16 protein-coding genes are annotated in these 26,659 nt (G+C 69.5%); 12 read left to right on the forward strand and 4 right to left on the reverse strand.

Annotation, left to right across the window (positions count from 1 at the left end; genetic code table 11):
• Positions 1-9: 9 nt before the first annotated feature.
• The gene (locus ADL01_RS02415) at positions 10-1,152 is read right to left on the reverse strand and encodes an ADP-ribosylglycohydrolase family protein (RefSeq protein WP_053740177.1); all 1,143 of its coding nucleotides are present in this window, start codon (positions 1,150-1,152) and stop codon (positions 10-12) included.
• Between the two features lie 323 nt (positions 1,153-1,475).
• On the opposite strand from ADL01_RS02415, the gene ADL01_RS02420 reads away from it, so the two are divergent.
• The 3 genes from ADL01_RS02420 to ADL01_RS02430 all read left to right on the forward strand — a co-directional run bounded on the left by ADL01_RS02420 (position 1,476) and on the right by ADL01_RS02430 (position 8,653).
• Entirely contained in the window at positions 1,476-2,207 is a 732-nt protein-coding gene (locus tag ADL01_RS02420) for a VIT1/CCC1 transporter family protein (protein WP_053740178.1), read from the forward strand.
• 364 nt (positions 2,208-2,571) lie between these two features.
• Positions 2,572-7,200 carry a glutamate synthase large subunit gene (gene gltB, locus ADL01_RS02425; RefSeq protein WP_053740179.1) on the forward strand — a complete coding sequence of 1,543 codons (4,629 nt, stop codon included), beginning with the start codon at positions 2,572-2,574 and terminating at the stop codon, positions 7,198-7,200.
• Positions 7,193-8,653 (forward strand): glutamate synthase subunit beta, encoded by a 1,461-nt coding sequence (locus tag ADL01_RS02430; RefSeq protein WP_053740180.1) that lies wholly within the window; start codon positions 7,193-7,195, stop codon positions 8,651-8,653. The genes gltB and ADL01_RS02430 overlap by 8 nt, the downstream gene beginning before the upstream one ends.
• 121 nt (positions 8,654-8,774) lie before the next feature.
• Here ADL01_RS02430 and ADL01_RS02435 read toward each other — a convergent pair whose 3' ends face one another.
• Positions 8,775-9,614 carry a chitosanase gene (locus tag ADL01_RS02435; RefSeq protein WP_053740181.1) on the reverse strand — a complete coding sequence of 280 codons (840 nt, stop codon included), beginning with the start codon at positions 9,612-9,614 and terminating at the stop codon, positions 8,775-8,777.
• Positions 9,615-9,704: 90 nt separating this feature from the next.
• Here ADL01_RS02435 and ADL01_RS02440 point away from each other — a divergent pair, with 90 nt between their 5' ends.
• From ADL01_RS02440 to ADL01_RS02460, 5 genes are all read left to right on the forward strand, one after another.
• Positions 9,705-10,424 (forward strand): VWA domain-containing protein, encoded by a 720-nt coding sequence (locus tag ADL01_RS02440; protein WP_053740182.1) that lies wholly within the window; start codon positions 9,705-9,707, stop codon positions 10,422-10,424.
• Between the two features lie 63 nt (positions 10,425-10,487).
• Positions 10,488-11,291: an SDR family oxidoreductase gene (locus ADL01_RS02445; RefSeq protein ID WP_053740183.1), complete on the forward strand. Its 804-nt coding sequence runs from the start codon at positions 10,488-10,490 to the stop codon at positions 11,289-11,291.
• A gap of 31 nt (positions 11,292-11,322) precedes the next feature.
• Positions 11,323-11,937 carry a TetR/AcrR family transcriptional regulator gene (locus tag ADL01_RS02450; protein WP_078960280.1) on the forward strand — a complete coding sequence of 205 codons (615 nt, stop codon included), beginning with the start codon at positions 11,323-11,325 and terminating at the stop codon, positions 11,935-11,937.
• A gap of 37 nt (positions 11,938-11,974) precedes the next feature.
• Positions 11,975-13,132 (forward strand): acetyl-CoA C-acetyltransferase, encoded by a 1,158-nt coding sequence (locus ADL01_RS02455; protein ID WP_053740185.1) that lies wholly within the window; start codon positions 11,975-11,977, stop codon positions 13,130-13,132.
• 8 nt (positions 13,133-13,140) lie between these two features.
• Positions 13,141-13,947: an SDR family oxidoreductase gene (locus tag ADL01_RS02460; RefSeq protein WP_234354470.1), complete on the forward strand. Its 807-nt coding sequence runs from the start codon at positions 13,141-13,143 to the stop codon at positions 13,945-13,947.
• Positions 13,948-14,356: 409 nt separating this feature from the next.
• On the opposite strand, the gene rpsT is transcribed toward ADL01_RS02460, so the two are convergent.
• Entirely contained in the window at positions 14,357-14,623 is a 267-nt protein-coding gene (rpsT, locus tag ADL01_RS02465; protein ID WP_053740186.1) for a 30S ribosomal protein S20, read from the reverse strand.
• Positions 14,624-14,897: 274 nt separating this feature from the next.
• Between rpsT and lepA the strand changes: the two genes are divergently transcribed.
• Both lepA and ADL01_RS02475 read left to right on the forward strand, forming a co-directional pair.
• Entirely contained in the window at positions 14,898-16,778 is a 1,881-nt protein-coding gene (lepA, locus tag ADL01_RS02470) for a translation elongation factor 4 (RefSeq protein WP_053740187.1), read from the forward strand.
• A 252-nt stretch (positions 16,779-17,030) separates the two neighbouring features.
• Positions 17,031-18,905, forward strand: a complete 1,875-nt coding sequence (locus ADL01_RS02475; RefSeq protein ID WP_053740188.1) for an AMP-dependent synthetase/ligase — start codon at positions 17,031-17,033, stop codon at positions 18,903-18,905.
• Positions 18,906-19,061: 156 nt separating this feature from the next.
• Here the strand turns inward: ADL01_RS02475 and ADL01_RS02480 are convergent, their stop codons facing one another.
• Positions 19,062-23,237 (reverse strand): HAMP domain-containing protein, encoded by a 4,176-nt coding sequence (locus ADL01_RS02480; protein WP_053740189.1) that lies wholly within the window; start codon positions 23,235-23,237, stop codon positions 19,062-19,064.
• 102 nt (positions 23,238-23,339) lie between these two features.
• On the opposite strand from ADL01_RS02480, the gene ADL01_RS02485 reads away from it, so the two are divergent.
• Both ADL01_RS02485 and hemW read left to right on the forward strand, forming a co-directional pair.
• Positions 23,340-25,445: an ATP-binding SpoIIE family protein phosphatase gene (locus ADL01_RS02485; protein WP_199834735.1), complete on the forward strand. Its 2,106-nt coding sequence runs from the start codon at positions 23,340-23,342 to the stop codon at positions 25,443-25,445.
• Positions 25,446-25,544: 99 nt separating this feature from the next.
• Positions 25,545-26,659, forward strand: a 1,115-nt coding sequence (gene hemW / locus ADL01_RS02490; RefSeq protein ID WP_053740191.1) for a radical SAM family heme chaperone HemW, incomplete at its 3' end; no start/stop codon positions are given.

The raw sequence follows: 26,659 nt of genomic DNA on the forward strand, positions 1-26,659 counted from the left end.
GGTGTGGCGTCATGCTTGTGGCTCCGGGTGGGGCTGTGGGGCGGTGTCCGGGGCGAGGGTGTATGCCGTTTGGTCCGGGGTGTGGTGCTGCTCAGCCGGGCGTACGGGATTCCGTGTGGGGGGTCGTGTGACGGGGTTTGTGTCCCATTTGCCGCCCTCGCTCGCGGTCAGCAGTTCCGCGATGTCGAGGATGTGGTGGCCTGCCATCGAGGGGAGGCAGGTGCCGCGGGCCGGGCCGATTGCCTGGGCCCACTCGGGTGGGATCGCCGAGGCTCCGCGGGTCGCGCCCGCCAGGGCGCCCGCCACCGCCGCCGTCGTGTCCGCGTCGCGGCCCATGTTGACGGCTGTCAGCACCGATTCCGTGAAGTCGCCGTCGGCCGCCGCGTACGCGCCGAAGGCGAGGGCGACCGCCTCGGGGGCCAGGTCGGTCCAGGGGTAGCCGCCGATCACCACCGCGGAGCGGACCGCGCGTTCGCCGCGGTGGGCGACGGCCACCGCCCGGCGCAGGGAGCGTGCCGTCCAGGAGTCGTCGGGGATCACCGCCAGGGCGGAGGCCACCACGGCGATGGTCGGCGCGCCCGCCATCGCCGCCGCCACGCCCGCCGCCACCGCCTGGCCGCCGTAGATGCCCTCGCCGTCGTGGCTCACCGAGCCGTCGATCGCCACCAGCCGGGCGGCCTCGGCCGGGCGGCCCGCCGCGAAGACGCCGAACGGTGCCGCGCGCATCGCCAGACCGTCGCTCCACGCGTGGCGGTGCTGGGCCGAGATGGGGGCGGCCAGGCCCCTGCGCAGGTTCTCCAGGGTGCCCCGTTCGCTGAAACCGGCGCCTCGGAAGGGCCCCTCGTCGAGGTCGGCGATCCAGAGGTGCCAGGCCGCCTCCACATGGGCCGGAGTGAGGGCGGAGCCGTGCCGGGCGAGGAGGAGGCCGGAGAAGATCGCGTACTCCGTGTCGTCCGTGCCGGCCGGGTTCTCGGCCACGTATCCGGTGATGCGGCCCCAGCGGGCGCGGATCTCCGAGGGCTTCATGTTCTCGGCGGGGGCGCCGAGCGCGTCCCCCACGGCCAGACCGAGCAGGGCGCCGCATGCCCTGTCGCGGAGTGCGGCGGCGTCCTGGGGTGCCGGGACCGAGGGAATGCAGGCGATCGATGCCATACGCGGCCTCTCCTGACGGTGGGTTCCGGGGGCTCCCTCCCGGGGAGCGGAACCCTTTGCGGAACTGTCCCACCGGAGTGGTTCACCCGAGCCTCGGGCGCCCCAGCATCACCCGGTCGACATTTGTGCGAGCACCCCTACGGATGAGCGATCAGGGTGAATGCGCAGGTGAGGGCAGCCTTTCCTTGCTGGCGGAGGGGCAATCCGAGGCGTACTTTTAGGGTTGTCGAAAAGTGGAATCAGTCCAACTTGGAATCGATCCAACTTGGAAACATTCCGGAAGCAACGTCAGAAGCGACGTCAGAAGTCAGTTGGGGGACGGTATGGCCATCATCGAGACCCAGGCGGCGCTGCATGAGGCGCACCGCGACAACCACACTCACCGGGATGTCAGCGGTGGGTGGCTGCGGCCGGCCGTCTTCGGGGCGATGGACGGGCTCGTCTCCAACCTGGCCCTGATGACCGGCGTCGCGGGCGGAGCCGTCTCGCAGCAGACCGTCGTCATCACCGGTCTCGCCGGTCTTGCCGCCGGCGCCTTCTCGATGGCCGCCGGCGAGTACACCTCCGTCGCCTCGCAGCGTGAGCTCGTCGAGGCCGAACTCGCCGTCGAGCGGCGGGAGTTGAGAAAGCACCCGCAGGACGAGGAGCGCGAGCTCGCCGCGCTCTACGAGTCCCGGGGCGTCGAGCCGGAGCTCGCCCGTGAAGTGGCCCGGCAGCTCTCGCGCGACCCCGAACAGGCGCTGGAGATACACGCCCGCGAGGAACTGGGCATCGACCCCGGTGACCTGCCCTCGCCCGCCGTCGCCGCGGTGTCGTCCTTCGGGGCGTTCGCGCTGGGCGCCCTACTGCCCGTGCTCCCGTATCTTCTGGGGGCCGCCGCGCTCTGGCCCGCCGTCCTGGTCGCGCTCGTCGGGCTCTTCGCGTGCGGTGCCGTGGTGGCCCGGGTGACCGCTCGGAGCTGGTGGTTCAGTGGGCTGCGGCAGCTCGCGCTGGGCGGTGCGGCAGCCGGTGTGACGTACGCCCTGGGCAACCTGTTCGGTGCGGCCGTAGGATAGGTGGCAGTGCACTTATGCGTTGGGCCGCATAAGTAGCCGTTACTCGCTGGTTTCGAACTCTTAACCACGGGGCATGAGCCGTAAGCGCTGTGGGCAACGAAGCCTGCGGCGCATCCGCGAAGAGGGCGACGACGCTCTCTTCGCCATGGGTCGACGGGCAACGATCTGTCCGCTTCGCCCTCCCAACACTTCCACCGCAGCGCGATCACCACCCCGCGCGGCACGGTGTCCGCATGTTGGTATGCGATATCCGGTTCCCGAGAATCGCCCCATCATGTAACCTGCGTGAAATTTTGCACTCCAAGAGGGCCAACGTCGTCCCTCGGCTTAATGCATATGCCAGACAACGACGACGGGAGAGCCGATGCGTACGCCGCGCCAGCCGTCCCAGCATTCTGAGAATGGCCAGAAGTGGTCCTTCATGGATGCTCGCCCTGCTGCGCAGGGTATGTACGACCCCCGCAACGAGCACGACGCCTGTGGCGTCGGATTCGTGGCCACCCTCACCGGCGAGGCGAGCCACGCGCTGGTCGAGCAGGCACTCACGGTTCTCCGTAACCTCGAGCACCGCGGCGCCACCGGCTCCGAGCCCGACTCCGGTGACGGCGCCGGGATCCTCTCGCAGGTCCCGGACGCGTTCTTCCAAGAGGTGGCCGGATTTCAGCTGCCCGAGGCCGGCTCCTACGCGGTCGGCATCGCCTTCCTCCCGGAGGAGACTGCGACGGACGCGGACCCGACCGCCGCCGAGGCCGTCTCACGTATCGAGACGATCGCCGCCGAAGAGGGCCTGACCGTCCTCGGCTGGCGCGAGGTGCCGGTCGCCCCCGGACTCCTCGGCGCCACCGCCCGCTCGACGATGCCCGCCTTCCGGCAGATCTTCGTCGCGGACAGCGCCGAGGTGCCCGCCAAGGGCATCGACCTCGACCGCAAGGCCTTCGTGCTGCGCAAGCGCGCCGAGCGCGAGGTCGGCGTCTATTTCCCCTCGCTCTCCGCGCGGACCATCGTCTACAAGGGCATGCTGACCACCGGCCAGCTGGAGCCCTTCTTCCCGGACCTGTCCGACCGCCGCTTCGCGTCGGCCGTGGCGCTCGTCCACTCGCGCTTCTCCACGAACACCTTCCCGTCGTGGCCGCTCGCCCACCCGTACCGCTTCGTCGCGCACAACGGCGAGATCAACACGGTCAAGGGCAACCGGAACTGGATGGCCGCGCGTGAGTCGCAGCTCGTCTCCGACCTGTTCGGCGACAAGGGGCTGGAGCGCGTCTTCCCCATCTGTACGCCGGACGCCTCCGACTCCGCGTCCTTCGACGAGGTGCTCGAACTGCTCCACCTCGGTGGGCGTTCGCTGCCGCACTCCGTGCTGATGATGATCCCGGAGGCGTGGGAGAACCACGCCACGATGGACCCGGCCCAGCGCGCCTTCTACCAGTTCCACTCCACGATGATGGAGCCCTGGGACGGCCCGGCCTGCGTCACCTTCACCGACGGCGTCCAGGTCGGCGCGGTCCTCGACCGCAACGGTCTGCGCCCCGGCCGCTACTGGGTCACCGACGAGGGCCTCGTCGTCCTCGGCTCCGAGGTCGGCGTCCTCGACATCGACCCCGCGAAGGTCGTCCGCAAGGGCCGCCTCCAGCCCGGCAAGATGTTCCTCGTCGACACCGCCGAGCACCGCATCATCGAGGACGACGAGATCAAGGCCGGCCTCGCCGCCGAGCAGCCCTACGCGGAGTGGCTGGAGGCCGGCGAGATCGAGCTCTCCGACCTCCCCGAGCGCGAGCACATCGTGCACACCCACGCCTCGGTCACCCGCCGCCAGCAGACCTTCGGCTACACCGAGGAAGAGCTGCGCGTCATCATCGCGCCGATGGCCAAGACCGGCGGCGAGCCCCTCGGTTCCATGGGCACCGACTCGCCGATCGCCGCGCTGAGCGAGCGTCCGCGCCTGCTCTTCGACTACTTCACCCAGCTGTTCGCGCAGGTCACCAACCCGCCGCTGGACGCCATCCGGGAGGAACTGGTCACCAGCCTGCGCTCCTCCCTCGGCCCCGCCAGCAACCTGCTGGAGCCGAGCGCCGCCTCCTGTCGCAGCGTCACCCTGCCCTTCCCGGTGATCGACAACGACGAGCTGGCCAAGCTCATCCACATCAACGCCGACGGCGACATGCCCGGCATGAAGGCCGCCACCCTCTCCGGCCTCTACCGGGTCAGCGGCGGCGGCGACTCCCTCGCCGCCCGCATCGAGGAGATCTGCGCCGAGGCCGACGCGGCCATCGACAACGGCGCCCGTCTCATCGTCCTGTCGGACCGGCACTCGGACGCCGAGCACGCGCCGATCCCGTCGCTGCTGCTCACCTCCGCCGTCCACCACCACCTCATCCGCACCAAGCAGCGCACCCAGGTGGGCCTGCTGGTCGAGGCCGGTGACGTCCGCGAGGTCCACCACGTCGCCCTGCTCATAGGGTTCGGCGCCGCCGCGGTGAACCCGTACCTGGCGATGGAGTCCGTCGAGGACCTGGTCCGCGCCGGCACCTTCCTGCGTGCCATCGACGTCGCGCCCGAGCAGGCCATCCGCAACCTGATCTACGCGCTCGGCAAGGGCGTCCTCAAGGTCATGTCGAAGATGGGCATCTCGACCGTCGCCTCCTACCGGGGCGCCCAGGTCTTCGAGGCCGTCGGTCTCGACACGGCCTTCGTCGAGAAGTACTTCAACGGCACCGCCACCAAGATCGGCGGCGTCGGCATCGACGTCATCGCCAAGGAGGTCGCCGCTCGGCACGCCAAGGCGTACCCCGCCTCCGGCATCGCCCCGGCGCACCGCGCGCTCGACATAGGCGGCGAGTACCAGTGGCGCCGCGAGGGCGAGCCGCACCTGTTCGACCCGGAGACGGTCTTCCGCCTCCAGCACTCCACGCGCACCCGCCGCTACGACATCTTCAAGAAGTACACGGACCGCGTGAACGAGCAGTCCGAGCGGCTGATGACACTGCGCGGCCTGTTCGGCTTCAAGAGCGACCGCCAGTCGATCTCCATCGACGAGGTCGAGCCCGTCAGCGAGATCGTCAAGCGGTTCTCCACCGGCGCCATGTCGTACGGCTCCATCTCCCTGGAGGCGCACGAGACCCTCGCCATCGCCATGAACCAGCTGGGCGCCAAGTCCAACACCGGTGAGGGCGGCGAGGACCCCGAGCGCCTGTACGACCCCGCGCGCCGCTCCTCGATCAAGCAGGTCGCGTCCGGCCGCTTCGGAGTCACCTCCGAGTACCTGGTCAACGCGGACGACATCCAGATCAAGATGGCCCAGGGCGCCAAGCCCGGCGAGGGCGGCCAGCTGCCCGGCCACAAGGTGTACCCGTGGGTCGCCAAGACCCGGCACAGCACCCCCGGTGTCGGTCTGATCTCGCCGCCGCCGCACCACGACATCTACTCCATCGAGGACCTGGCCCAGCTGATCCACGACCTGAAGAACGCGAACCCGCAGGCGCGGATTCACGTGAAGCTGGTCTCGGAGGTCGGCGTCGGCACGGTCGCCGCCGGTGTGTCGAAGGCGCACGCGGACGTCGTCCTCATCTCCGGCCACGACGGCGGAACGGGCGCCTCGCCGCTCACCTCCCTCAAGCACGCCGGTGGTCCCTGGGAGCTCGGCCTCGCCGAGACCCAGCAGACGCTGCTGCTCAACGGCCTGCGCGACCGGATCGTCGTCCAGACCGACGGCCAGCTCAAGACCGGCCGGGACGTCGTCATCGCCGCGCTGCTCGGCGCCGAGGAGTTCGGTTTCGCGACCGCGCCGCTCGTCGTCTCCGGCTGCGTCATGATGCGCGTCTGCCACCTCGACACCTGCCCGGTCGGCATCGCCACCCAGAACCCGGTGCTGCGCGACCGGTTCGCCGGCAAGGCCGAGTACGTCGTGAACTTCTTCCAGTTCATCGCCGAAGAGGTCCGCGAGATCCTCGCCGAGCTGGGCTTCCGCACCATCGAGGAGGCCGTCGGCCACGCCGAGAACCTCGACGTGGAGCGCGCGATCACCCACTGGAAGGCGCAGGGCCTGGACCTGTCCCCGCTCTTCTACGTGCCCGAACTGCCCGAGGGCGCGGCGCTCCACCAGGTCATCGAGCAGGACCACGGCCTGGAGAAGGCACTCGACAACGAGCTGATCAAGCTCGCCGCCGACGCCCTGGCCGCGAACAGCGCGACCGACGCCCAGCCGGTCCGCGCCCAGGTCGCCATCCGCAACATCAACCGCACGGTCGGCACGATGCTCGGCCACGAGGTGACGAAGAAGTTCGGCGGGGCCGGTCTGCCCGACGACACCATCGACATCACCTTCACCGGCAGCGCCGGCCAGTCCTTCGGCGCCTTCCTGCCGCGCGGTGTCACGCTGCGCCTCGAGGGCGACGCCAACGACTACGTCGGCAAGGGCCTCTCCGGCGGCCGGGTGATCGTCCGTCCCGACCGGGGCGCCGACCACCTCGCCGAGTTCTCGACGATCGCGGGCAACACCATCGCGTACGGCGCGACCGGCGGCGAGCTGTTCCTGCGCGGTCGTACGGGCGAGCGGTTCTGTGTCCGCAACTCCGGTGCCACGGTGGTGTCAGAGGGCGTGGGCGACCACGGCTGCGAGTACATGACCGGCGGTCGCGCGGTCGTCCTCGGCGAGACGGGACGCAACTTCGCGGCCGGCATGTCGGGCGGCGTCGCGTACGTCATCGACCTGAACCGCGACAACGTCAACGTCGGCAACGTGGAGGCGGTCGAGGCCCTCGACGACGCCGACAAGCTGTGGCTGCACGATGTCGTGCGCCGCCACCAGGAGGAGAGCGGCTCGACGGTCGCCGAGAAGCTCCTGGCCGAGTGGGATGTCGCGGTGGAGCGATTCAGCAAGATCATCCCCAGCACGTACAAGGCAGTGCTCGCCGCCAAGGACGCCGCCGAGCGGGCCGGACTCACCGAGTCCGAGATCACCGAGAAGATGATGGAGGCGGCGACCAATGGCTGATCCCAAGGGCTTTCTGAACCACGGACGTGAGGTCGCCAAGTCCCGCCCCGTGGACGTCCGTCTCAAGGACTGGAACGAGGTATACGTTCCCGGCTCCCTGCTGCCGATCATCAGCAAGCAGGCCGGCCGCTGCATGGACTGCGGTATCCCGTTCTGCCACAACGGCTGTCCGCTGGGGAACCTGATCCCCGAGTGGAACGACTACGCCTACCGCGAGGACTGGACGTCGGCGTCCGAGCGTCTGCACGCCACGAACAACTTCCCGGAGTTCACCGGCCGCCTGTGCCCGGCGCCCTGCGAGTCGGCGTGTGTGCTGGGCATCAACCAGCCCGCGGTCACCATCAAGAACGTCGAGGTCTCGATCATCGACAAGGCCTGGGAGACGGGCGACGTCGCCCCCCAGGCCCCGGAGCGCCTCTCCGGCAAGACGGTCGCGGTCATCGGCTCGGGCCCGGCGGGTCTCGCCGCCGCCCAGCAGCTGACGCGGGCCGGTCACACGGTCGCGGTGTACGAGCGCGCGGACCGCATCGGCGGCCTCCTGCGCTACGGCATCCCCGAGTTCAAGATGGAGAAGCGGCACATCAACCGCCGTATCGAACAGATGCGCGCGGAGGGCACCCGCTTCCGTACCGGTATCGAGATCGGCCGCGACCTCAAGGCGACGGACCTGCGCAAGCGGTACGACGCCGTCGTGATCGCCGCCGGTGCGACGACCGCCCGTGACCTCCCCGTCCCCGGGCGGGAACTCAAGGGCGTCTACCAGGCGATGGAGTACCTGCCCCTGGCGAACAAGGTGCAGGAGGGCGACTTCGTGGCCCCGCCGGTCACCGCCGAGGGCAAGCACGTCGTGGTCATCGGCGGCGGCGACACGGGCGCGGACTGCGTGGGCACCGCCCACCGTCAGGGCGCGGCCTCCGTCACCCAGCTGGAGATCATGCCCCGCCCGGGCGAGGAGCGCAGCCCCGGCCAGCCCTGGCCGACCTTCCCCATGCTCTACAAGGTCACCTCGGCGCACGAGGAGGGCGGCGAGCGCGTCTACTCCGTCTCGACGACCCACTTCGAGGGCGACGAGCACGGCGACGTGCAGTGGCTGCACCTCACCGAGGTCGAGTTCATCGACGGCAAGCTGACCCCCAAGCCGGGCACGGAGCGGAAGATCCCCGCCCAGCTGGTCACCCTCGCCATGGGCTTCACGGGCACCGACCGCGACAACGGTCTGGTCGACCAGTTCGGCCTGGACCTCGACGAGCGCGGTAACATCGCCCGCGACGCCGACTTCCGGACCAACGTCCCCGGCGTGTACGTCGCCGGTGACGCCGGCCGCGGTCAGTCGCTCATCGTCTGGGCCATCGCCGAGGGCCGCTCGGCGGCGCGCGGAGTCGACCGCTTCCTCACGGGCGCGAGCGAGCTCCCGGCCCCGATCCGCCCGACGGACCGTTCCCTGATGGTCTGACGGTCCCCCCAAAGACGTCCCGTACAACGGCGTACGGAACGAACACACCACGGCGCTCGCCACAGTCCCCGACCGGACATTGGCGGGCGCCGCGGCACGTTCGGCGCCGGGACGCACACCGCTACGGCACCTTGTAGGTGTCCCCGTACACCTTCCACTCCAGCGGTGTACGGAGGTCGAGGTTCCCCTCGTCGAGGAAGCGCCGCTGGGCCGTGTCGACCCGGCTGGTGTCCACGCCCGGCCTCTTGTCCAGCATCGCCTGGCGGCGGGCGTCGAGGAACGCGTCCAGGTAGGCCTTCTCGGCGCCGCCCTCCGCCGGGCTGTGGGCCTTCTTCAGGGCGGCGGCGCGGATGCCGCCGGTGCTGAACCGGTCGTTGCCGGGGCCGTGGTAAACCATCGCGTCGTAGTAGACGAACTGGCCCAGCAGTCCCAGCCCGTCGCGGACGGCGAGTCGCAGCGCCGGTTCGAAGTAGCCGCGGTCCCGCTTCTCGTCCTGTGCCTGCCGGAAGGCGGCGACCTTCGATTCCTGCTTCCAGGCGCCCGGGAACCCGGGATCGAGACCCTTGTGCGAGTCCGTGCCGTCGACCTCGCGCAGCGCGGGAAGGTAGGGCGCGAGGGCGTTGTCCGGGTGGTCCTTCGTGTACTTCTCGACGAGGGCGAGCAGGTCGTGGGTGCCCGTGCAGAAGCCGATGACGCCGGCCGTGTAGCCCTGTCCGTCGCCGATGTCCTCGACGTAGCCGTACGCGCTGCGCCAGTCGAGCGTCCCGTTCTCCGCGCTCGCGACGATCTGCTGGGCGAGCTCCTTCTTCGCCGGGTCGGCGAGCGTGACCTCCGCGTCCCGCGAGCGGGCCTCCACCCGCTTGACGTCGGGACCACGGGAGTCGTCCGACGCGACGGACAGACACGCCGTCGTCGCCAGCAGCGGTACAACGGCGAGGAGGAGAACGCCGGTTCGTCTCATGGGGCACAGGGTACGGCGGGCTGTCGCTCGTCCGGGTGACATACTCTCAGCATTTGCGTCAGTTCGGCACATTCCGGTAAGGAGCCACGTGTGGCCGCGATCAGTCTCACCAAGGTGGAGGAGAGCGCTCCGGCGCTGGTCAGCCTCTACAAGAGCGCCGGGGCGGCCGTGGACCGGCACGGGCTCGACGGCCAGCGGGCCGCCGTCTACCTGGTGGTCGACTACTCCGGCTCCATGAAGCCGTACTACGGCAACGGCAGCGTGCAGGCGCTCGCCGACCGGGTGCTGGGGCTGGCGGCCCACTTCGACGACGACGGGACGGTTCCCGTCGTCTTCTTCTCCACCGACGTCGACGCCGTGACCGGTATCGCGCTCGACGACCACGCGGGGAGCGTCGACCGGATCGTGGCCGGGCTCGGTCATATGGGCAAGACCAGCTATCACCTCGCCATGGACGCCGTCATCGACCACTATCTCGACAGCGGGTCGACGGCCCCGGCGCTCGTCGTCTTCCAGACCGACGGCGGCCCGATCAACAAACTCGCCGCCGAACGGTACGTGTGCAAGTCGGCGCGGCTGCCGCTGTTCTGGCAGTTCATCGGCTTCGGGGACGCGGGCAGCAAACAGTTCGACTTCCTGCGCAAGCTCGACGAGCTCGCGGTGCCGCAGCGGCGGATCGTCGACAACGCCGGTTTCTTCCACGCCGGTTCGGACCCGAGCGCCGTGTCCGACGACGAGTTGTACGACCGTCTGGTGGGCGAGTTCCCGAAGTGGCTGGTCGCCGCTCGGGCGGAGGGAATCGTCGGCTGACGCAGGGAGCCGACTCCGGCAGCGCTCTTCCCTAACAAGTGTTTGGTAGGTTACTGTGGCTTCATGGGAGACGTCGAGAGTCCGGCGTATGTACCCGGACATGGGCTGCTGAAGGGCCGCACCGCTGTCATCACGGCAGCCGCGGGCGCGGGGATAGGCGGGGCGACCGCCCGCCGGTTCCTGGAGGAAGGCGCGCGCGTGCTGATCAGCGACGCGCACGCGCGGCGGCTCAAGGAGTACGGGGGGGAACTGGCCGAGGAGTTCGAGGGCGTCGACTCGCTGCCCTGCGACGTCACCGACGACCGCCAGGTGCGGGCCCTCTTCGACGCGGCCGTACGCGTGCACGGGCGCCTCGACATCGTCGTCAACAACGCCGGTCTCGGGGGCACCGCAGCCCTCGTCGACATGACCGACGAACAGTGGTCGAAGGTGCTCGACGTGACGCTGGGCGGCACGTTCCGGTGCGTACGGGCCGCGTTGCGGGCCTTTCGCGAGGGCGGGTCAGGGGGGCCCGGGGGGTCGGGAGGCGTGATCGTCAACAACGCGTCCGTCGTGGGCTGGCGGGCCCAGGCCGGTCAAGCGCACTACGCCGCCGCGAAGGCGGGCGTCATGGCGCTGACCCGGAGCGCGGCGATAGAGGCGGCCGAGTACGGGGTCCGGGTCAACGCGGTGTCACCGAGCCTCGCCATGCATCCCCACCTCGTGAAGGTGACCACCCCCGAACTCCTGGCCGAACTGACGGCCCGCGAGGCCTTCGGGCGGTACGCCGAACCCTGGGAGGTGGCCAACGTGATCGTGTTCCTGGCGTCCGGCTACTCCTCGTACCTCACCGGAGAGGTCGTCTCCGTCAGCAGCCAGCACCCCTAGGACGGCACATGTCTGGGACCACAATGGACGCGTGCCTCCTACCAAGAAGAAGCCCCAGGTGACCGCCGTGCCCGCCCGCCGCCGCGAACTCCTCGACACCGCAGCCGAGGTATTCGCCGAACAGGGCTACAACGCGACCACCGTACGCAAGATCGCGGACCACGCCGGCATGCTCGCGGGCAGCCTCTACTACCACTTCGACTCCAAGGAATCGATGCTGGAGGAGATCCTGCGCACGTTCCTCGACGAGCTGTGGAACGGCTACGACACCGTCCTGGACGCCGGGTCCGGGCCGCGCGAGACGCTGGAAGCGCTGGTCACCGAGTCGTTCAGGGAGATCGACCGGCACCGCTCCGCCGTCGCGATCTACCAGAAGGAGTCCCAGCAGCTCGTCACGCAGGAGCGGTTCGCGTTCCTCGCCGAGTCGCAGCGCAGATTCGAGAAGGCGTGGTTGTCCACGCTGGAACGCGGAGTCGACGCCGAGGTCTTCCGCGCCGACCTCGACATCCGCCTCACCTACCGCTTCGTGCGCGACACCGTGTGGGTCGCCGCGTCCTGGTACCGGCCGGGCGGACAGCACAGCCCGGAGGAGATCGCCCGGCAGTACCTGTCGATGGTGCTGGACGGGATCGCCGTACGTGCGTAGCCATATGTGAACAGCCCTTTCATGCGAGGGAGTTGCCATGGCCGAGGCCTATATCGTCGAAGCGGTTCGTACGCCCGTCGGGCGGCGCGGAGGTGGTCTGAGCGGTGTCCATCCGGCGGACCTCGGCGCCCACGTGCTGACGGCGCTCATGGCGCGGTCCGGGGTCGACCCGGCCGCCGTGGAGGACGTCGTCTTCGGGTGCCTGGACACGGTGGGACCGCAGGCCGGTGACATCGCGCGCACCAGCTGGCTCGCCGCCGGGCTGCCCGAGGAGGTGCCGGGAGTGACCGTCGACCGGCAGTGCGGGTCCTCGCAGCAGGCCGTGCACTTCGCCGCGCAGGCAGTGCTGTCCGGCACCCAGGACCTCGTCGTCGCGGGCGGCGTCCAGAACATGTCGATGATCCCTATCGCCTTCGCCTCCCGCCAGGCGACCCTGCCCCTGGGGCTCACGGAGGGCCCGTACGCGGGCAGCGCGGGCTGGCGGGCGCGGTACGGGGAGCGGCCGGTCAACCAGTTCGCCGGCGCCGAGATGATCGCCGCCAAGTGGGGCATCAGCAGGCAGGACCAGGAGGAGTTCGCGCTGCTCTCGCACGAGCGTGCGGTGCGGGCCATCGAGGAGGGCCGCTTCACCCGCGAGACCGTGGCCTACGAGACGGTGAGCGTCGACGAAGGCCCCCGTCGGGACACCTCTCTGGCCAAGATGGCCGGCCTGAAACCCGTCATCGACGGCGGCACCATCACCGCCGCCGTCTCCTCCCAGGTGTCCGACGGCGCCGCCGCGATGCTGCTCGCCTCCGAGCGCGCGGTCCGCGAACACGGGCTGCGGCCACGGGCGCGCGTCCACCATCTGTCCGTACGGGGCGAGGATCCGATCCGGATGCTGACGGCGCCTATCCCGGCCACCGCCCATGCCCTCAAGAAGACCGGCATGTCCATCGGCGACATCGACCTCGTCGAGATCAACGAGGCGTTCGCGCCGGTCGTCCTGGCCTGGCTGAAGGAGACAGGTGCCGATCCGGCCAGGGTCAACGTCAACGGCGGTGCGATAGCCCTCGGCCATCCCCTGGGTGCGACCGGCGTCAAGCTGATGACGACCCTCCTGCACGAACTGGAGCGCACCGGTGGGCGGTTCGGGCTCCAGACGATGTGCGAGGGCGGGGGACAGGCGAACGTGACGATCATCGAACGACTTTGACCCACGCGATGACCAACACGATGAACGGCACGGTGAGCGGTCGTCTGGGCGGTCGGGTCGCCCTTGTCACCGGTGGCACCCGTGGAGTCGGCGCGGGGGTCGCCCGGGCCCTCGTCGAGGCGGGGGCGGAGGTGGTGGTCTGCGCACGCCGTCCACCCGATGTCCCGTTGCCCGGCGTGGAGTTCCGGGCGGTTGACCTGCGGGACCGGGCTGCCGTGTACGAGTTCGTGGAGGGTCTGCCTCGTCTCGATGTGCTTGTCAACAATGTGGGGGGTAGTCCTTATCGGGCGTTGGGTGGGAGTGGTGGTGCGGGTGCCGTGGGTGGGGGTGCTGATGTCGAGCGGCATGTGCGGGTGGTGGAACTGAACCTGATCACGCCTCTCACGGTCTCCCTCGCCGCGTACGGGCATCTGAAACGGGCCCGGGGATCCGTCGTGATGATCGGCAGCGTCAGCGGGAGCCGGCCCTCGCCCGGGACCGCCGCGTACGGTGCGGCCAAGGCGGGGCTGGAGCATCTCGCCCGGTCGATGGCCGTGGAATGGGCTCCCGACGTACGGGTCAACACCCTCGTCGTCGGCATGGTCCGCACCGAACTGTCGCACCTGCACTACGGCGGCCCCGACGGTCTCGACGCCGTCGCCCGGACGGTTCCGGCGGGCCGGCTCGCCGATCCGTCCGACATCGGTGCCGCCGCGGTGTTCCTCGCGTCCGACGCCGCCGCGTTCATCAGCGGGGCGAGTCTGCTGGTGCATGGCGGGGGTGAACGGCCGGCGTTCTTGGACGCGGCGACGGTCAATGGGGCGGAGAGCAGCTGAGGGTGGGTTTGTTTCGCCCCCGCCGCCCTTACCCGTCCCATCCTGTTCCTGGGGGCTGTGCCCCCAGACCCCCTTCGCGCTGAACGCGCTCGTCCTCAAGCGCCGGACGGGCTGGGAATGCGGGCCTGCGCTCCCAGACCCCCTACGCGCTGAGCGTGCGGTCGTCCTCAAGTGCCGGACGGGCTGGGAATGCGGGCCCGCGCTGGAAGGTACGGTCGGCCTTCATGCCGAAGGCCCCCGTCGCCGTCCTGGGGTAGGGCGGCGACCGGGGCCTTCGGGTCAAGCGTTTGGTGGCTTCACGCCCGCGTGGCGAACGCAGATCGTGCGTGGAGCCGGGGTGCCGGGTGGGAGCGGGAGAGAGGGCCCGCTCTGGTCCTCCGGCGGTTGGATCAGATCAAGAAAGAGATGATCAGCCCTGGAGGGTGGCGACCTTGGAAGCAAGCGCCGACTTCTTGTTGGCGGCCTGGTTCTTGTGGATGACGCCCTTCGAGACGGCCTTGTCGAGCTGACGCGCCGCAGCGCGCTGAGCCTCGGTCGCCTTCGCGACGTCACCCGCGGCAGCGGCCTCGCGGGCCTTGCGGATCGCGGTCTTCAGGGAGGACTTGACGGCCTTGTTGCGCAGCCGCGCCTTCTCGTTGGTCTTGATCCGCTTGATCTGGGACTTGATGTTCGCCACGAATGAGCCTTTTCAGCTTCAGGTGCAGGAGGGCACGCCTCATGCGCCGTTTGATTGCTTCTTGGGTTTACTGCACCGTGTCTCCTGCTGAGAGGGCATGAGACACAGCCACTCAGGTTACCAGCCGCTCTTCCGGCAGCCCAATCCGGCCGCCCGCGCTCCGTGAAACCGCCCAAACCGGTCCCCGCTCCCCGCCCGTGGGACCATGGAGCCTACGTATAGATCCGACCCGAGACCGCAGACACTGCGGACGCCTCAAGAATCAGGACCCTGCGTGCCCGCGATCCCTAGCCATGTGCCCGAGCCGAGCCGTACCGACCCGGCGCTGATCCGCAATTTCTGCATCATCGCGCACATCGACCACGGCAAGTCCACGCTCGCCGACCGGATGCTCCAGCTGACCGGAGTGGTCGACCAGCGGCAGATGCGCGCCCAGTACCTCGACCGCATGGACATCGAGCGCGAGCGCGGCATCACGATCAAGTCCCAGGCGGTGCGTCTGCCATGGGCCCCGACCGACGGTGACGGGGGCGGTCAGGGCGGGACTCACATCCTGAACATGATCGACACCCCGGGACACGTCGACTTCACGTACGAGGTCTCGCGGTCGCTCGCGGCCTGTGAGGGGACCGTCCTCCTCGTCGACGCCGCTCAGGGCATCGAGGCCCAGACCCTCGCCAACCTGTACCTGGCGATGGAGAACGAGCTCACCATCGTCCCGGTGCTGAACAAGATCGACCTGCCGGCCGCCCAGCCGGAGAAGTTCTCCGAGGAGCTCGCCAACCTCATCGGCTGCCAGCCCGAGGACGTGCTCAAGGTCTCGGCGAAGACCGGCGTCGGCGTGGACGCGCTCCTGAACCGGGTCGTCCGCGACGTCCCGGCCCCGGTCGGCGTCAAGGACGCCCCCGCCCGCGCGATGATCTTCGACTCGGTCTACGACTCCTACCGGGGCGTGGTCACGTACGTCCGTGTCATCGACGGCCAGCTCAACAAGCGCGAGCGCATCAAGATGATGTCGACCGGCGCCACCCATGAGCTCCTCGAGATCGGTGTCTCGTCCCCCGAGATGACCTCGGCCGACGGTATCGGCGTCGGCGAGGTGGGCTACATCATCACCGGCGTGAAGGACGTCCGTCAGTCCAAGGTCGGTGACACCATCACCAGCAAGGAGAAGGGCGCCACCGAGGCCCTCGGCGGGTACAAGGACCCCAAGCCGATGGTCTTCTCGGGCCTCTACCCGCTGGACGGCTCGGACTACCCCGACCTGCGCGAGGCGCTGGACAAGCTCCAGCTCAACGACGCCGCCCTGGTCTACGAGCCGGAGACCTCCGCGGCCCTCGGTTTCGGCTTCCGCGTCGGCTTCCTCGGCCTGCTGCACCTCGACGTCATCCGTGAGCGCCTGGAGCGCGAGTTCAACCTCGAACTCATCGCCACCGCTCCCAACGTGGTCTACCGCGTGATCATGGAGGACGGGAAGGAGCACACGGTCACCAACCCGAGCGAGTTCCCCGAGGGCAAGATCGACAAGGTCTTCGAGCCGGTCGTCCGGGCCACGATCCTCGCTCCCAGCGAGTTCATCGGCTCGATCATGGAGCTCTGCCAGACCCGCCGCGGCACCCTTCTCGGCATGGACTACCTCTCCGAGGACCGGGTCGAGATCCGTTACACGCTCCCCCTCGCGGAGATCGTCTTCGACTTCTTCGACAACCTGAAGTCCAAGACCCGTGGCTACGCCTCCCTGGACTACGAGCCCACCGGAGAGCAGGACGCCCAGCTGGTGAAGGTCGACATCCTGCTGCACGGCGACCGTGTCGACGCGTTCTCCGCCGTCACCCACAAGGACGCGGCCTACGCGTACGGCGTACGGCTCGTCGCCAAGCTGCGTGAGCTGATCCCGCGCCAGGCCTTCGAGATCCCCATCCAGGCGGCCATCGGGTCGCGGGTCATCGCCCGCGAGACCATCCGCGCGATCCGCAAGGACGTTCTCGCCAAGTGCTACGGCGGTGACATCTCGCGTAAGCGGAAGCTGCTGGAGAAGCAGAAGGAAGGCAAGAAGCGGATGAAGATGGTCGGCTCTGTGGAGGTTCCGCAGGAAGCCTTCATCGCCGTCCTGTCGAGCGACGAGAACGCGGGGTCGGGCAAGGGCAAGAAGTAGGCCGACACCATCCCGTGGGAATCGGGAGAAAGGGGGGCTCGTCGCGTGGGAATGCGGTGGGCCCCCTTCGTGTACGTACTGTCGTGCCTGCGGGAAGCGAACAGCCGCTCTCCGTGCGAAGTGACAGGCCGTCGCCCCTTACGCGCCGGGCGGTCGCGCCTTACTCTGATCTCTGCTCGGTAGTTACCCGCGAGTTAAACAACAGCCGCAAATGAGCCAGCCGCCGCATTGCCGCGGGCCCCGGAGGATGTCGTGAGCGACACACAGACCTTGATCGAGAACCGTCCGCCGTCCGTCGCCGGTCTTTTCCTGGATCGCGTGGCCGCCACGCCGGACGCCGAGGCCTACCGCTACCCGGTGCCCCCGGCCACCGGTGAGGGCCCGGACGACTGGAAGTCGCTGACCTGGGCGCAGGCCGCCGAGCGGGTCTACGCCATCGCCGCCGGCCTCATCGAACTGGGCGTACAGCCGGAACAGCGCGTCGCGCTCGCCTCCGCCACCCGCGTCGAGTGGATCCTCGGCGACCTGGGAATCATGTGCGCCGGTGCCGCCACGACCACGGTGTATCCGCAGACCAACGCCGACGAGTCGGCCTTCATCCTCGCCGACTCGGCCAGCAAGGTGCTGATCGCCGAGGACGCGGCCCAGCTCGCCAAGGCGCGGGAGAAGCGCGCCGACCTCCCCGAACTCACCCATGTCGTGGTCATCGACCCGGTCGGCGTCGAGACCGGCGACGGGGTGCTCACCCTGGCCGAGCTGGAGCAGCGCGGTGCCGCGTACCTGGAGAAGAACCCGGAGCTGATCAAGGAGCGGGTCGGGGCGATCACGAAGGACCAGCTCGCCACCCTGATCTACACCTCCGGCACCACCGGCCGCCCCAAGGGGGTCCGGCTCCCGCACGACAACTGGTCGTACATGGCGAAGGCGATCGCCGCGACCGGGCTGCTCGGCGCGGACGACGTCCAGTACCTCTGGCTGCCGCTCGCGCACGTGTTCGGCAAGGTGCTGACCTCCGGCCAGATCGAGGTCGGACACGTCACCGCCGTCGACGGCCGCGTCGACAAGATCATCGAGAACCTTCCGGTCGTACAGCCGACCTACATGGCCGCCGTGCCGCGCATCTTCGAGAAGGTCTACAACGGGGTCGCGGCGAAGGCGCGGGCCGGTGGCGGCGCCAAGTACAAGATCTTCCAGTGGGCCTCCGAAGTCGCCCGTGAGTACGCCAAGGCCACCCAGGACAACTTCCGGCGCACCGGCACCGCCTCCGCGCCCTTCGCCCTCGCCGCGAAGCACAAGGTCGCCGACGCGCTCGTCTTCGCCAAGATCCGCGAGGCCTTCGGCGGCAATCTGCGCGCCTGCGTCTCCGGATCGGCCGCCCTCGCACCCGAGATCGGCTTCTTCTTCTCCGGCGCCGGCATCCACATCCTCGAGGGCTACGGCCTCACCGAGTCCTCCGCCGCCTCCTTCGTCAACCCCGGTGAGGCCTACCGCACCGGCACGGTCGGCAAGCCGCTGCCCGGCACGGAGGTGCGCATCGCGGACGACGGCGAGATCCTGCTGCGCGGGCCCGGGATCATGGAGGGATACCACGGTCTGCCCGAGAAGACCGCCGAGGTGCTGGAGTCCGACGGCTGGTTCCACACCGGTGACATCGGTGAGCTGTCGCCGGACGGCTATCTGCGGATCACCGACCGCAAGAAGGACCTCATCAAGACGTCCGGCGGCAAGTACATCGCGCCGGCCGAGGTCGAGGGGCAGTTCAAGGCGGTCTGCCCGTACGTCTCCAACATCCTGGTCCACGGCGCCGACCGGAACTTCTGCACGGCGCTCATCGCGCTCGACGAACCGGCCATCCTGGGCTGGGCGAAGGACAACGGGCTCGACGGGAAGTCGTACGCGGAGGTGGTGGCCGCGCCGGGAACCGTCGCTCTCATCGAGGGGTACGTCAAGGAGCTCAACCGGGGGCTTCAGCGGTGGCAGACCATCAAGAAGTTCCGGTTGCTGCCACGGGACCTCGACGTTGAGCACGGGGAGATCACGCCGAGTCTGAAGTTGAAGCGGCCGGTTGTTGAGCGGGAGTACAAGCATCTGATCGATGAGATGTATGCGGGGGCCAGGGAGGCGTAGGGGGTGGGGTGCGGGGAGTCGTGACGGCTGCGGGTGCGTTGTGGCTTGTCGCGCAGTTCCCCGCGCCCCTGGGTTGGGACACGCGCCCCTGGTTGGGACACGCGGCCCTTGTTCAGTAGTTGGCGGAGGTCTCGGATCTGCCATGGTGACAGTGTCTCACTCGGCCGGCGGCGGGATCGCGGGCTCGCCGGGGGCGCGTGGGCCCGGTACCGCCGGTGCACTCGTCCTGTGTGCCGTCTCGTCCAGTGCTTCGTTGTTGGGGCGTTCGGGGTCCAGGAGGGCGCAGACCACGGTCAGTAGTTGGTCGACGTCGACGGGTTTGGGTACGTAGTCGTTGGCGCCGCGGGCGATCGACTTCTCCCGGTCGCCGGGCATCGCCTTGGCGGTGAGGGCGACGATGGGCAGGTCGGCCCAGTGCGGGGTGCGGCGGATGGCGGAGATCGTCTCGTAGCCGTCCATCTCCGGCATCATGATGTCCATCAGTACGAGTTCGACGTCCGGGTTGCGTTCCAGTGTCTCGATGCCTTCCCGGCCGTTCTCCGCGTACAGCACCGGCATCCCCACCCGCCCCAGAACATGGGTGAGCGCGAAGACGTTGCGGATGTCGTCGTCGACGATCAACACCCGGCGTCCGGGCAGGACTTGACCCGCGCGGCCCGCCTTCCAGGCCTCCAGCTTCGTGGGCGCGGGCCAGGAGTCGTCCACGTCATGGGTCGCGTAGGGCTCGGTGGACTGTCGTTCGGGCAGCGGTAGTTGGCGGTCCTCGGAGTCGGCGCCGGACGTCGGGTCCGTCGCCGGGTGACCGGGGCTGACGACGGGGACGTACAGGGTGAAGGTCGAGCCCTTGCCGGGCACGCTCTCCGCGATGATCCTGCCGCCCAGCAGGCCGGCGATCTCCCGGCTGATGGACAGGCCGAGGCCTGTGCCGCCGTACTTGCGGTTCGTCGTGCCGTCCGCCTGCTGGAACGCCTCGAAGATCACCGGGAGTTTCTCGGCGGCGATACCGATACCCGTGTCGGAGACGGCGAAGGCGATCACGTCGTCGCTGTTCTCGCCGGTGTACAGGTGATCGGGGTCGGTGATCCGGGTGACCCGCAGCTCGACCCGGCCGGCCGCGGTGAACTTGATCGCGTTGGAGAGGAGGTTGCGCAGAATCTGCTGGAGACGCTGCTCGTCCGAGTACATCTCGCGCGGTACGGCCTCCCCGACCGCCACCTCGAACGCGAGCCCCCGGTCGATGGTGAGCGGGCGGAAGGTCGCGTGGACGTAATCAAGGAGCTTGATCAGCGGCAGCCTCTTCGGGCGTACGTCCATCCGGCCGGCCTCGATCTTCGACAGGTCGAGGATGTCGTTGATGAGCTGGAGGAGGTCCGAGCCCGAGCGGTGGATCGTCGTGGCGAACTGGACCTCCTGGTCGGAGAGATGGCCGTCCGGGTTGTCCGAGAGCAGGCGGGCCAGGATGAGGAGGGAGTTCAGGGGGGTGCGCAGCTCGTGGGACATGTTCGCCAGGAACTCCGACTTGTACTGGGAGCTGGTCGCCAGCAGGGCGGCTTTGTCCTCCAGTTCGGCGTTCGAGCGCTGCAACTCCGCCTGCTGCTTCTGGAGTTCGTCCGAGCGTTCCTGGAGCTGCGTGGCGAGGCGCTGTGACTGGCCGAGCAGGGACTCCGTACGGGAGTTGGCGATGATCGTGTTGATCGCGACGCCGATCGTGTTCACGAACTGGTCGAAGAACGCCAGGTGGACGTCGGAGAAGCGGGAGAACGAGGCGAGTTCGATCACACCGAGCAGCTTGTCCTCGAAGAGGATCGGGATGATGACGACGCTGGCCGGGGCGGCTTCCCCCAGACCGCTGTTGATCTTGATGTAGTCCGGTGGGGCCTCCTTCACCAGGATCCGCTTCTTCTCGCGCGCCGCCTGCCGCACCAGCCCGTGCACCGGCATCCCGCCCGTGTCGACCGTCGCCCCCTCGGCCGACCCGTACCCCGCGATGAACGCCAGGCCCTTCGCGGGCACCGGCGCGCGCAGAGTGGCGCTGTCCTCGTCCGGGTCGGCCAGGAAGAACGCCCCGTACTGCGCGTTCACCAGCGGGGTCAGCTCGCGCAGGATCAGGTCGGCGACCTCCATCAGGTCCCGGTGGCCCTGCATCAGGGCGGCCAGGCGGGCCAGGTTCGACTCCAGCCAGTCCTTCGCACGGGTCGTCTCACGGAGGTTGGCGACCATCAGGTTGATGTTGTCCTTCAGCTCGGCGACCTCGCCGCGCGTCTCCACCGAGATGGAACGGGACATGTCTCCCTGGGCCACCGCCGAGGCGACCTCGGCGATCGCGCGGACCTGGGTGGTCAGGTTCAGGGCGAGTTCGTTCACGTTGGTCGTGAGGCGCTTCCAGGTGCCGTACACGCCCTCGACCCTTGCCTGGCCGCCGAGTTGGCCGTCGATGCCCACTTCGCGGGCCACCCGCGTCACCTCGGAGGAGAAGGAGGAGAGCGTGTCCACCATCGTGTTGATGGTGGTCTTCAGCTCAAGGATCTCGCCCCGCGCGTCCACGTCGATCTTCTTCGAGAGGTCGCCCTGTGCCACCGCCGTGGCCACCTGCGCGATGTTGCGGACCTGCGAAGTCAGGTTGTCCGCCATGTAGTTGACGTTGTCGGTCAGGTCTCGCCAGACCCCTGAGACGCCCAGCACCTGGGCGCGTCCGCCGAGTCGGCCGTCGGTGCCGACCTCGCGGGCCACCCGCGTCACCTCGTCGGCGAAGGCGCGCAGCTGCTCGACCATCGTGTTGACGGTGTCCTTCAGCTCGAGGATCTCCCCGCGGGCGTCCACCGTGATCGTCTTCGACAGGTTGCCGTTCGCGACCGCCGTCGTGACCTGGGCGATGTTCCGCACCTGCGAAGTCAGGTTCAGGGCCATGAAGTTGACGTTGTCGGTCAGGTCCTTCCATACGCCTGACACGCCTCTCACCTGCGCCTGACCGCCGAGGTTTCCCTCGGTGCCGACCTCGCGGGCGACGCGGGTGACTTCGTCGGCGAAGGCGGAGAGCTGGTCGACCATCGTGTTGATCGTCGACTTGAGTTCGAGGATCTCGCCCTTCGCCTCCACCGTGATCTTCTTGCCGAGGTCGCCCTGAGCCACGGCCGTGGATACCAGGGCGATGTTGCGGACCTGTGAAGTCAGGTTGTCCGCCATGAAGTTGACGTTGTCGGTCAGGTCCTTCCAGACGCCTGACACACCTCTCACCTGCGCCCGGCCGCCGAGGTTTCCCTCGGTGCCGACCTCGCGGGCGACCCGGGTGACCTCGTCGGCGAAGGCGGAGAGCTGGTCGACCATGGTGTTGATCGTCGACTTGAGCTCCAGGATCTCGCCCTGGGCGTCCACCGTGATCTTCTGGCTCAGGTCGCCGTTCGCCACGGCTGTTGTCACCTGGGCGATGTTGCGGACCTGCGAAGTCAGGTTCGACGCCATGAAATTGACGTTGTCGGTCAGGTCCTTCCAGACACCCGACACGCCTCTCACCTGAGCCCGGCCGCCCAACTGGCCCTCCGTACCAACCTCGCGCGCCACCCGGGTCACCTCGTCGGCGAAGGCGGAGAGCTGGTCGACCATCGTGTTGACCGTCAGCTTCAGTTCGAGGAGCTCACCGGTCGCCTCGACCGTGACCGTACGGGTCAGATCACCCCGGGCCACCGACGTGGTCACCAGGGCGATGTCACGGACCTGGGCGGTCAGCCGGGACGCCATCGTGTTGACCGCCTCGGTCACATCCCGCCAACTGCCCGACAGGCCCTGCACCTTGGCGCGTCCGCCGAGCCGCCCCTCCGTACCGACCTCGCGCGCGACCCGGGTCACCTCGCCGGTGAACAACGACAACTGGTCGACCATCTTGTTCACGGTCCGGCCGAGCCGGCGCAGATCACCGCGCAACTCCCGGTTCCCGTCGTGCAGATCGACCCGCTGGGTCAGATCGCCGCCGGCCACCGCGTCCAGCACGCGTGCCGCGTTCGCCGCCGGTGCCACCAGGGCGTCGAGGAGACCGTTCACGTCGTTGACGCGCGAGGTCCAGTGGCCCTGGCCGGGGCTCGCGGACAGACGTTCGTCGAGCCGGCCGTGCCGGATCAGGTCCCGACGTACGCGCTGCACCTCGGAGTTGAAGTGCAGATTGCGGTCCATGATCTGGTTGAACGCGGAGCTCAGTTCGGCGACCAGACCGTGGCCGGTCTCCGGCACCTTCGCGAAGTCGCCGTCCCGGGCCGCCGTCATCGCGGCGAGCAGCGGACGCAGATCGGATGCCCGAATCTGTCCGTCTTCGGGCACTTGCGTAGCACTGTTCTCACTCATGGCGGCCCACTTCGGTAACTCGGCGCTTATGGGCGTGGTCAGTCTGTCACTCTGTCCGCGTCCACTGAGGTGCATTCGTACGAACTGCTCGGGGAGCAGCCCATGGCGGTCATTCCGACGCAACGGGAGACCGTGTCCCGTGCGCCGTCCCACGAGCCCGGCATGCCTACGCGCCGGGGTGTGGACCGGCGTGCGGTCGCGCACGCCACGCTCGGCGGCGGCCCCCTCGCGCCCGGCGCCGCCCGTGGCCTCGTACGGGCCGCCCTCGCCGAATGGGCCCGACTCGGCCTGCCCGGAGCCGAGTCACTGCCGCAGCGGCTCATCGACGACGCCATGGTGGTCGTCAGCGAACTCGTCACCAACGCCGTCGTCCACGCGGGGACGGACGTGGAGCTGGCGTGCCGCCTGGAGACGTCGGGAGAACCGGACGCGGGGCTGAAGCAGGAGGGGGCGGAGGTCGGGGCAGGGGAAGGGGACGTCGTGCTCCTTGTCGAGGTGTCCGATCACCATCCCTCCCGCTCGCCCCGCGACAGCGGTGCCGAACCCCCCTACGACATACCGGAGTACGGGCGCGGCCTCCATCTCGTCGCCGTCCTCTCCGAGGCCTGGGGCGTCACCTACCGCACCGGCGTCAAGACCGTCTGGGCGCGGCTCCCCGCCGAAGGAGCGACAGCCGACGACGACATCGAGGCGTACGCCGGCGCACAGGCCCCCGGGCGCGGGTTACCGGTCGGCGAGGTTCTCGCCCCCGAGCCGCAGCGCGCCCCGCACGACGAGGAGTGGCTCCATCACGGCGCCCTCTCCTTCCTCGCCGAGGCCTCGGACCTGCTCGCCGGACAGCTCGACGAGGACCACGTCGCCGCGCTCACCGGACAGCTCCTCGTACCGCGCCTCGCCGACTGGTGCGCGGTGTGGCTGGAGGACGAGTCCATGGGACGCGGGAGCTGGAGCGACGGTGGCGGAGGAGTCGGGAGTGGCGGGCGGAGCGGGGGCGGCGGGTACACCGGGCCCGGGCCACGGCTCGCCCGGGTCTGGCACAGCAGCGAGGACCGGATCGAGGAGCTGCGCCGCGCCCTCGAGAAGGACCCGCCGCGCCCGCCCGACACCTTCCGGACCGGGCCGGTCCCGGTGCCCTGGCCCGGCGACGGACTCGACGGACCCGACGGGCCAGGGCGCGGGGACACCGGTGCCACGGGCGCCGCGCTCGCCTACCGGCTGGTCGCCGGCGGCCGGCCACTCGGCACGCTGGTCATCGGGCGGGCCGGAGTGAGCTGTTTCCCCGACGAGGTCACCGGCCTGGTCGAGGATCTCAGCCGCCGCGTCGCGCTCGCCGTCGGCGCCGCCCGCCAGTACGCCCGCCAGGCCACCATCAGCCGCATCCTCCAGCGCGGCCTCCTGCCCGGCGCCGTCGCCGAGATCCCCGGTGTCAGCAGCGCCCTCGTCTACGAGCCCTGTGACAAGGGCGGGCCCAGCGGCGACTTCTACGACCTCTTCCCGGCCGGCGCCGGCCGCTGGTGCTTCGCCGTCGGCGACGTCCAGGGCAAGGGGCCCGAGGCCGCCGTCGTGATCGGCCTCGCCCGGCCCTGGCTACGGCTGCTAGCCCGCGAGGGCTACCGCGTCGCCGACGTCCTCGACCGCCTCAACCAGCTGCTCCTCGACGATGCCACGGAGACGGCGGACGCGGCGGCCCGCGCGCTGGTCGCGGCGGACGGGCGGACGGCGCCACCGGGGGGTGCGGGGGGTTCGGCCGACCCCGGTGGCCTGGGCGGCGCGGTACGCCAGGCCGAGGGGCCGCAGACCCGCTTCCTCTCCCTCCTCTACGGCGAACTCGTACCCTTCGACGGAGGCGTGCGCTGCACGCTCGCCTCGGCCGGGCATCCGCTGCCGCTGGTTCTCCGGGCGGACGGCGAGGTCCTCACGGCCGCCGAACCGCAGACCCTGCTCGGGGTCGTCGAGGACGAGACGTACACCAGCGGAAGCTTCGAGCTGTGGCCGGGCGACAGCCTGCTGTGCGTCACCGACGGGGTCACCGAGCGGCGCTGCGGGCCCCGCCAGTTCGATGACGGCGACGGCTTGGCGAACGCCCTCGCGGGCTGCGCCGGGCTGGACGCCCAGCTGATCGCGGAACGCATCCGCCGACTCGTGCACGAGTTCGGGGAGAAGCCGCCGGAGGACGATCTGGCGCTGCTGGTGCTGCAGACCGGCTGACGCTCGAGTGACGTCGGGGTCATGCCCGGGTCAGGTCCGGGTCATGTCCGGGTCGTCGGGTGGGGCGGGGCGTGCCGGTGGTGCTGGACAATGGATGGCATGCCCTCCGCACTTCCCGACGGCGAACCCGTCCCCGACGACGGCGCCCTTCCCGCCCCCGCGCTCGCCGGGGCGGCGGACCGTCCTCTCGGGTTCTACCTCCACGTTCCGTACTGCGCGACCCGCTGCGGCTACTGCGACTTCAACACCTACACGGCGACCGAGCTGCGCGGCACCGGCGGTGTCCTCGCCTCCCGCGACAACTACGCGGACACCCTGATCGACGAGGTGCGGCTCGCGCGGAAGGTCCTCGGCGACGACCCGCGCGAGGTCCGCACGGTGTTCGTCGGAGGCGGCACGCCCACCCTGCTGGCCGCCGACGACCTCGTACGGATGCTGGGAGCGATCCGTGACGAGTTCGGCCTCGCGGCGGCCGCCGAGGTGACGACGGAGGCGAATCCGGAGTCGGTGGACGAGCGATATCTGGCCACCCTGCGTGAGGGTGGTTTCAACCGGATCTCGTTCGGGATGCAGAGCGCGAAACAGCATGTACTGAAGGTGCTGGACCGTACGCACACGCCGGGGCGTCCTGAGGCCTGTGTGGCCGAGGCGCGGGCGGTCGGGTTCGACCATGTGAACCTTGATCTGATCTACGGCACGCCCGGGGAGTCGGACGACGACTGGCGGGCCTCGCTGGACGCGGTGCTGGGGGCCGGGCCGGATCACGTGAGTGCGTACGCCCTGATCGTGGAGGAGGGGACGCAGCTTGCTCGGCGTATCCGCCGGGGCGAGGTGCCGATGACCGACGACGACGTCCACGCGGATCGGTATCTGATCGCCGACGAGGTGCTGGGTGCGGCGGGTTATGACTGGTACGAGGTGTCCAACTGGGCGACTTCGGAGGCGGCCCGATGCCTCCACAACGAGCTGTACTGGCGGGGCGCCGACTGGTGGGGTGCCGGGCCCGGGGCCCACAGCCATGTGGGGGGCGTGCGGTGGTGGAACGTGAAGCATCCCGGGGCGTACGCCGGGGCGCTGGCAGCGGGGCGGTCGCCGGGGGCGGGGCGTGAGGTGCTGTCCGAGGAGGACCGGCGGGTGGAGCGGGTTCTGCTGGAGCTGAGGCTGCGGGAGGGGGTGCCGTTGGCGTTGCTGAAGGGCGCCGGGCTGGCGGCTGC

Origin of the sequence: Streptomyces sp. NRRL WC-3618, assembly GCF_001280005.1 — a bacterium.
GTDB lineage: Bacteria > Actinomycetota > Actinomycetes > Streptomycetales > Streptomycetaceae > Streptomyces.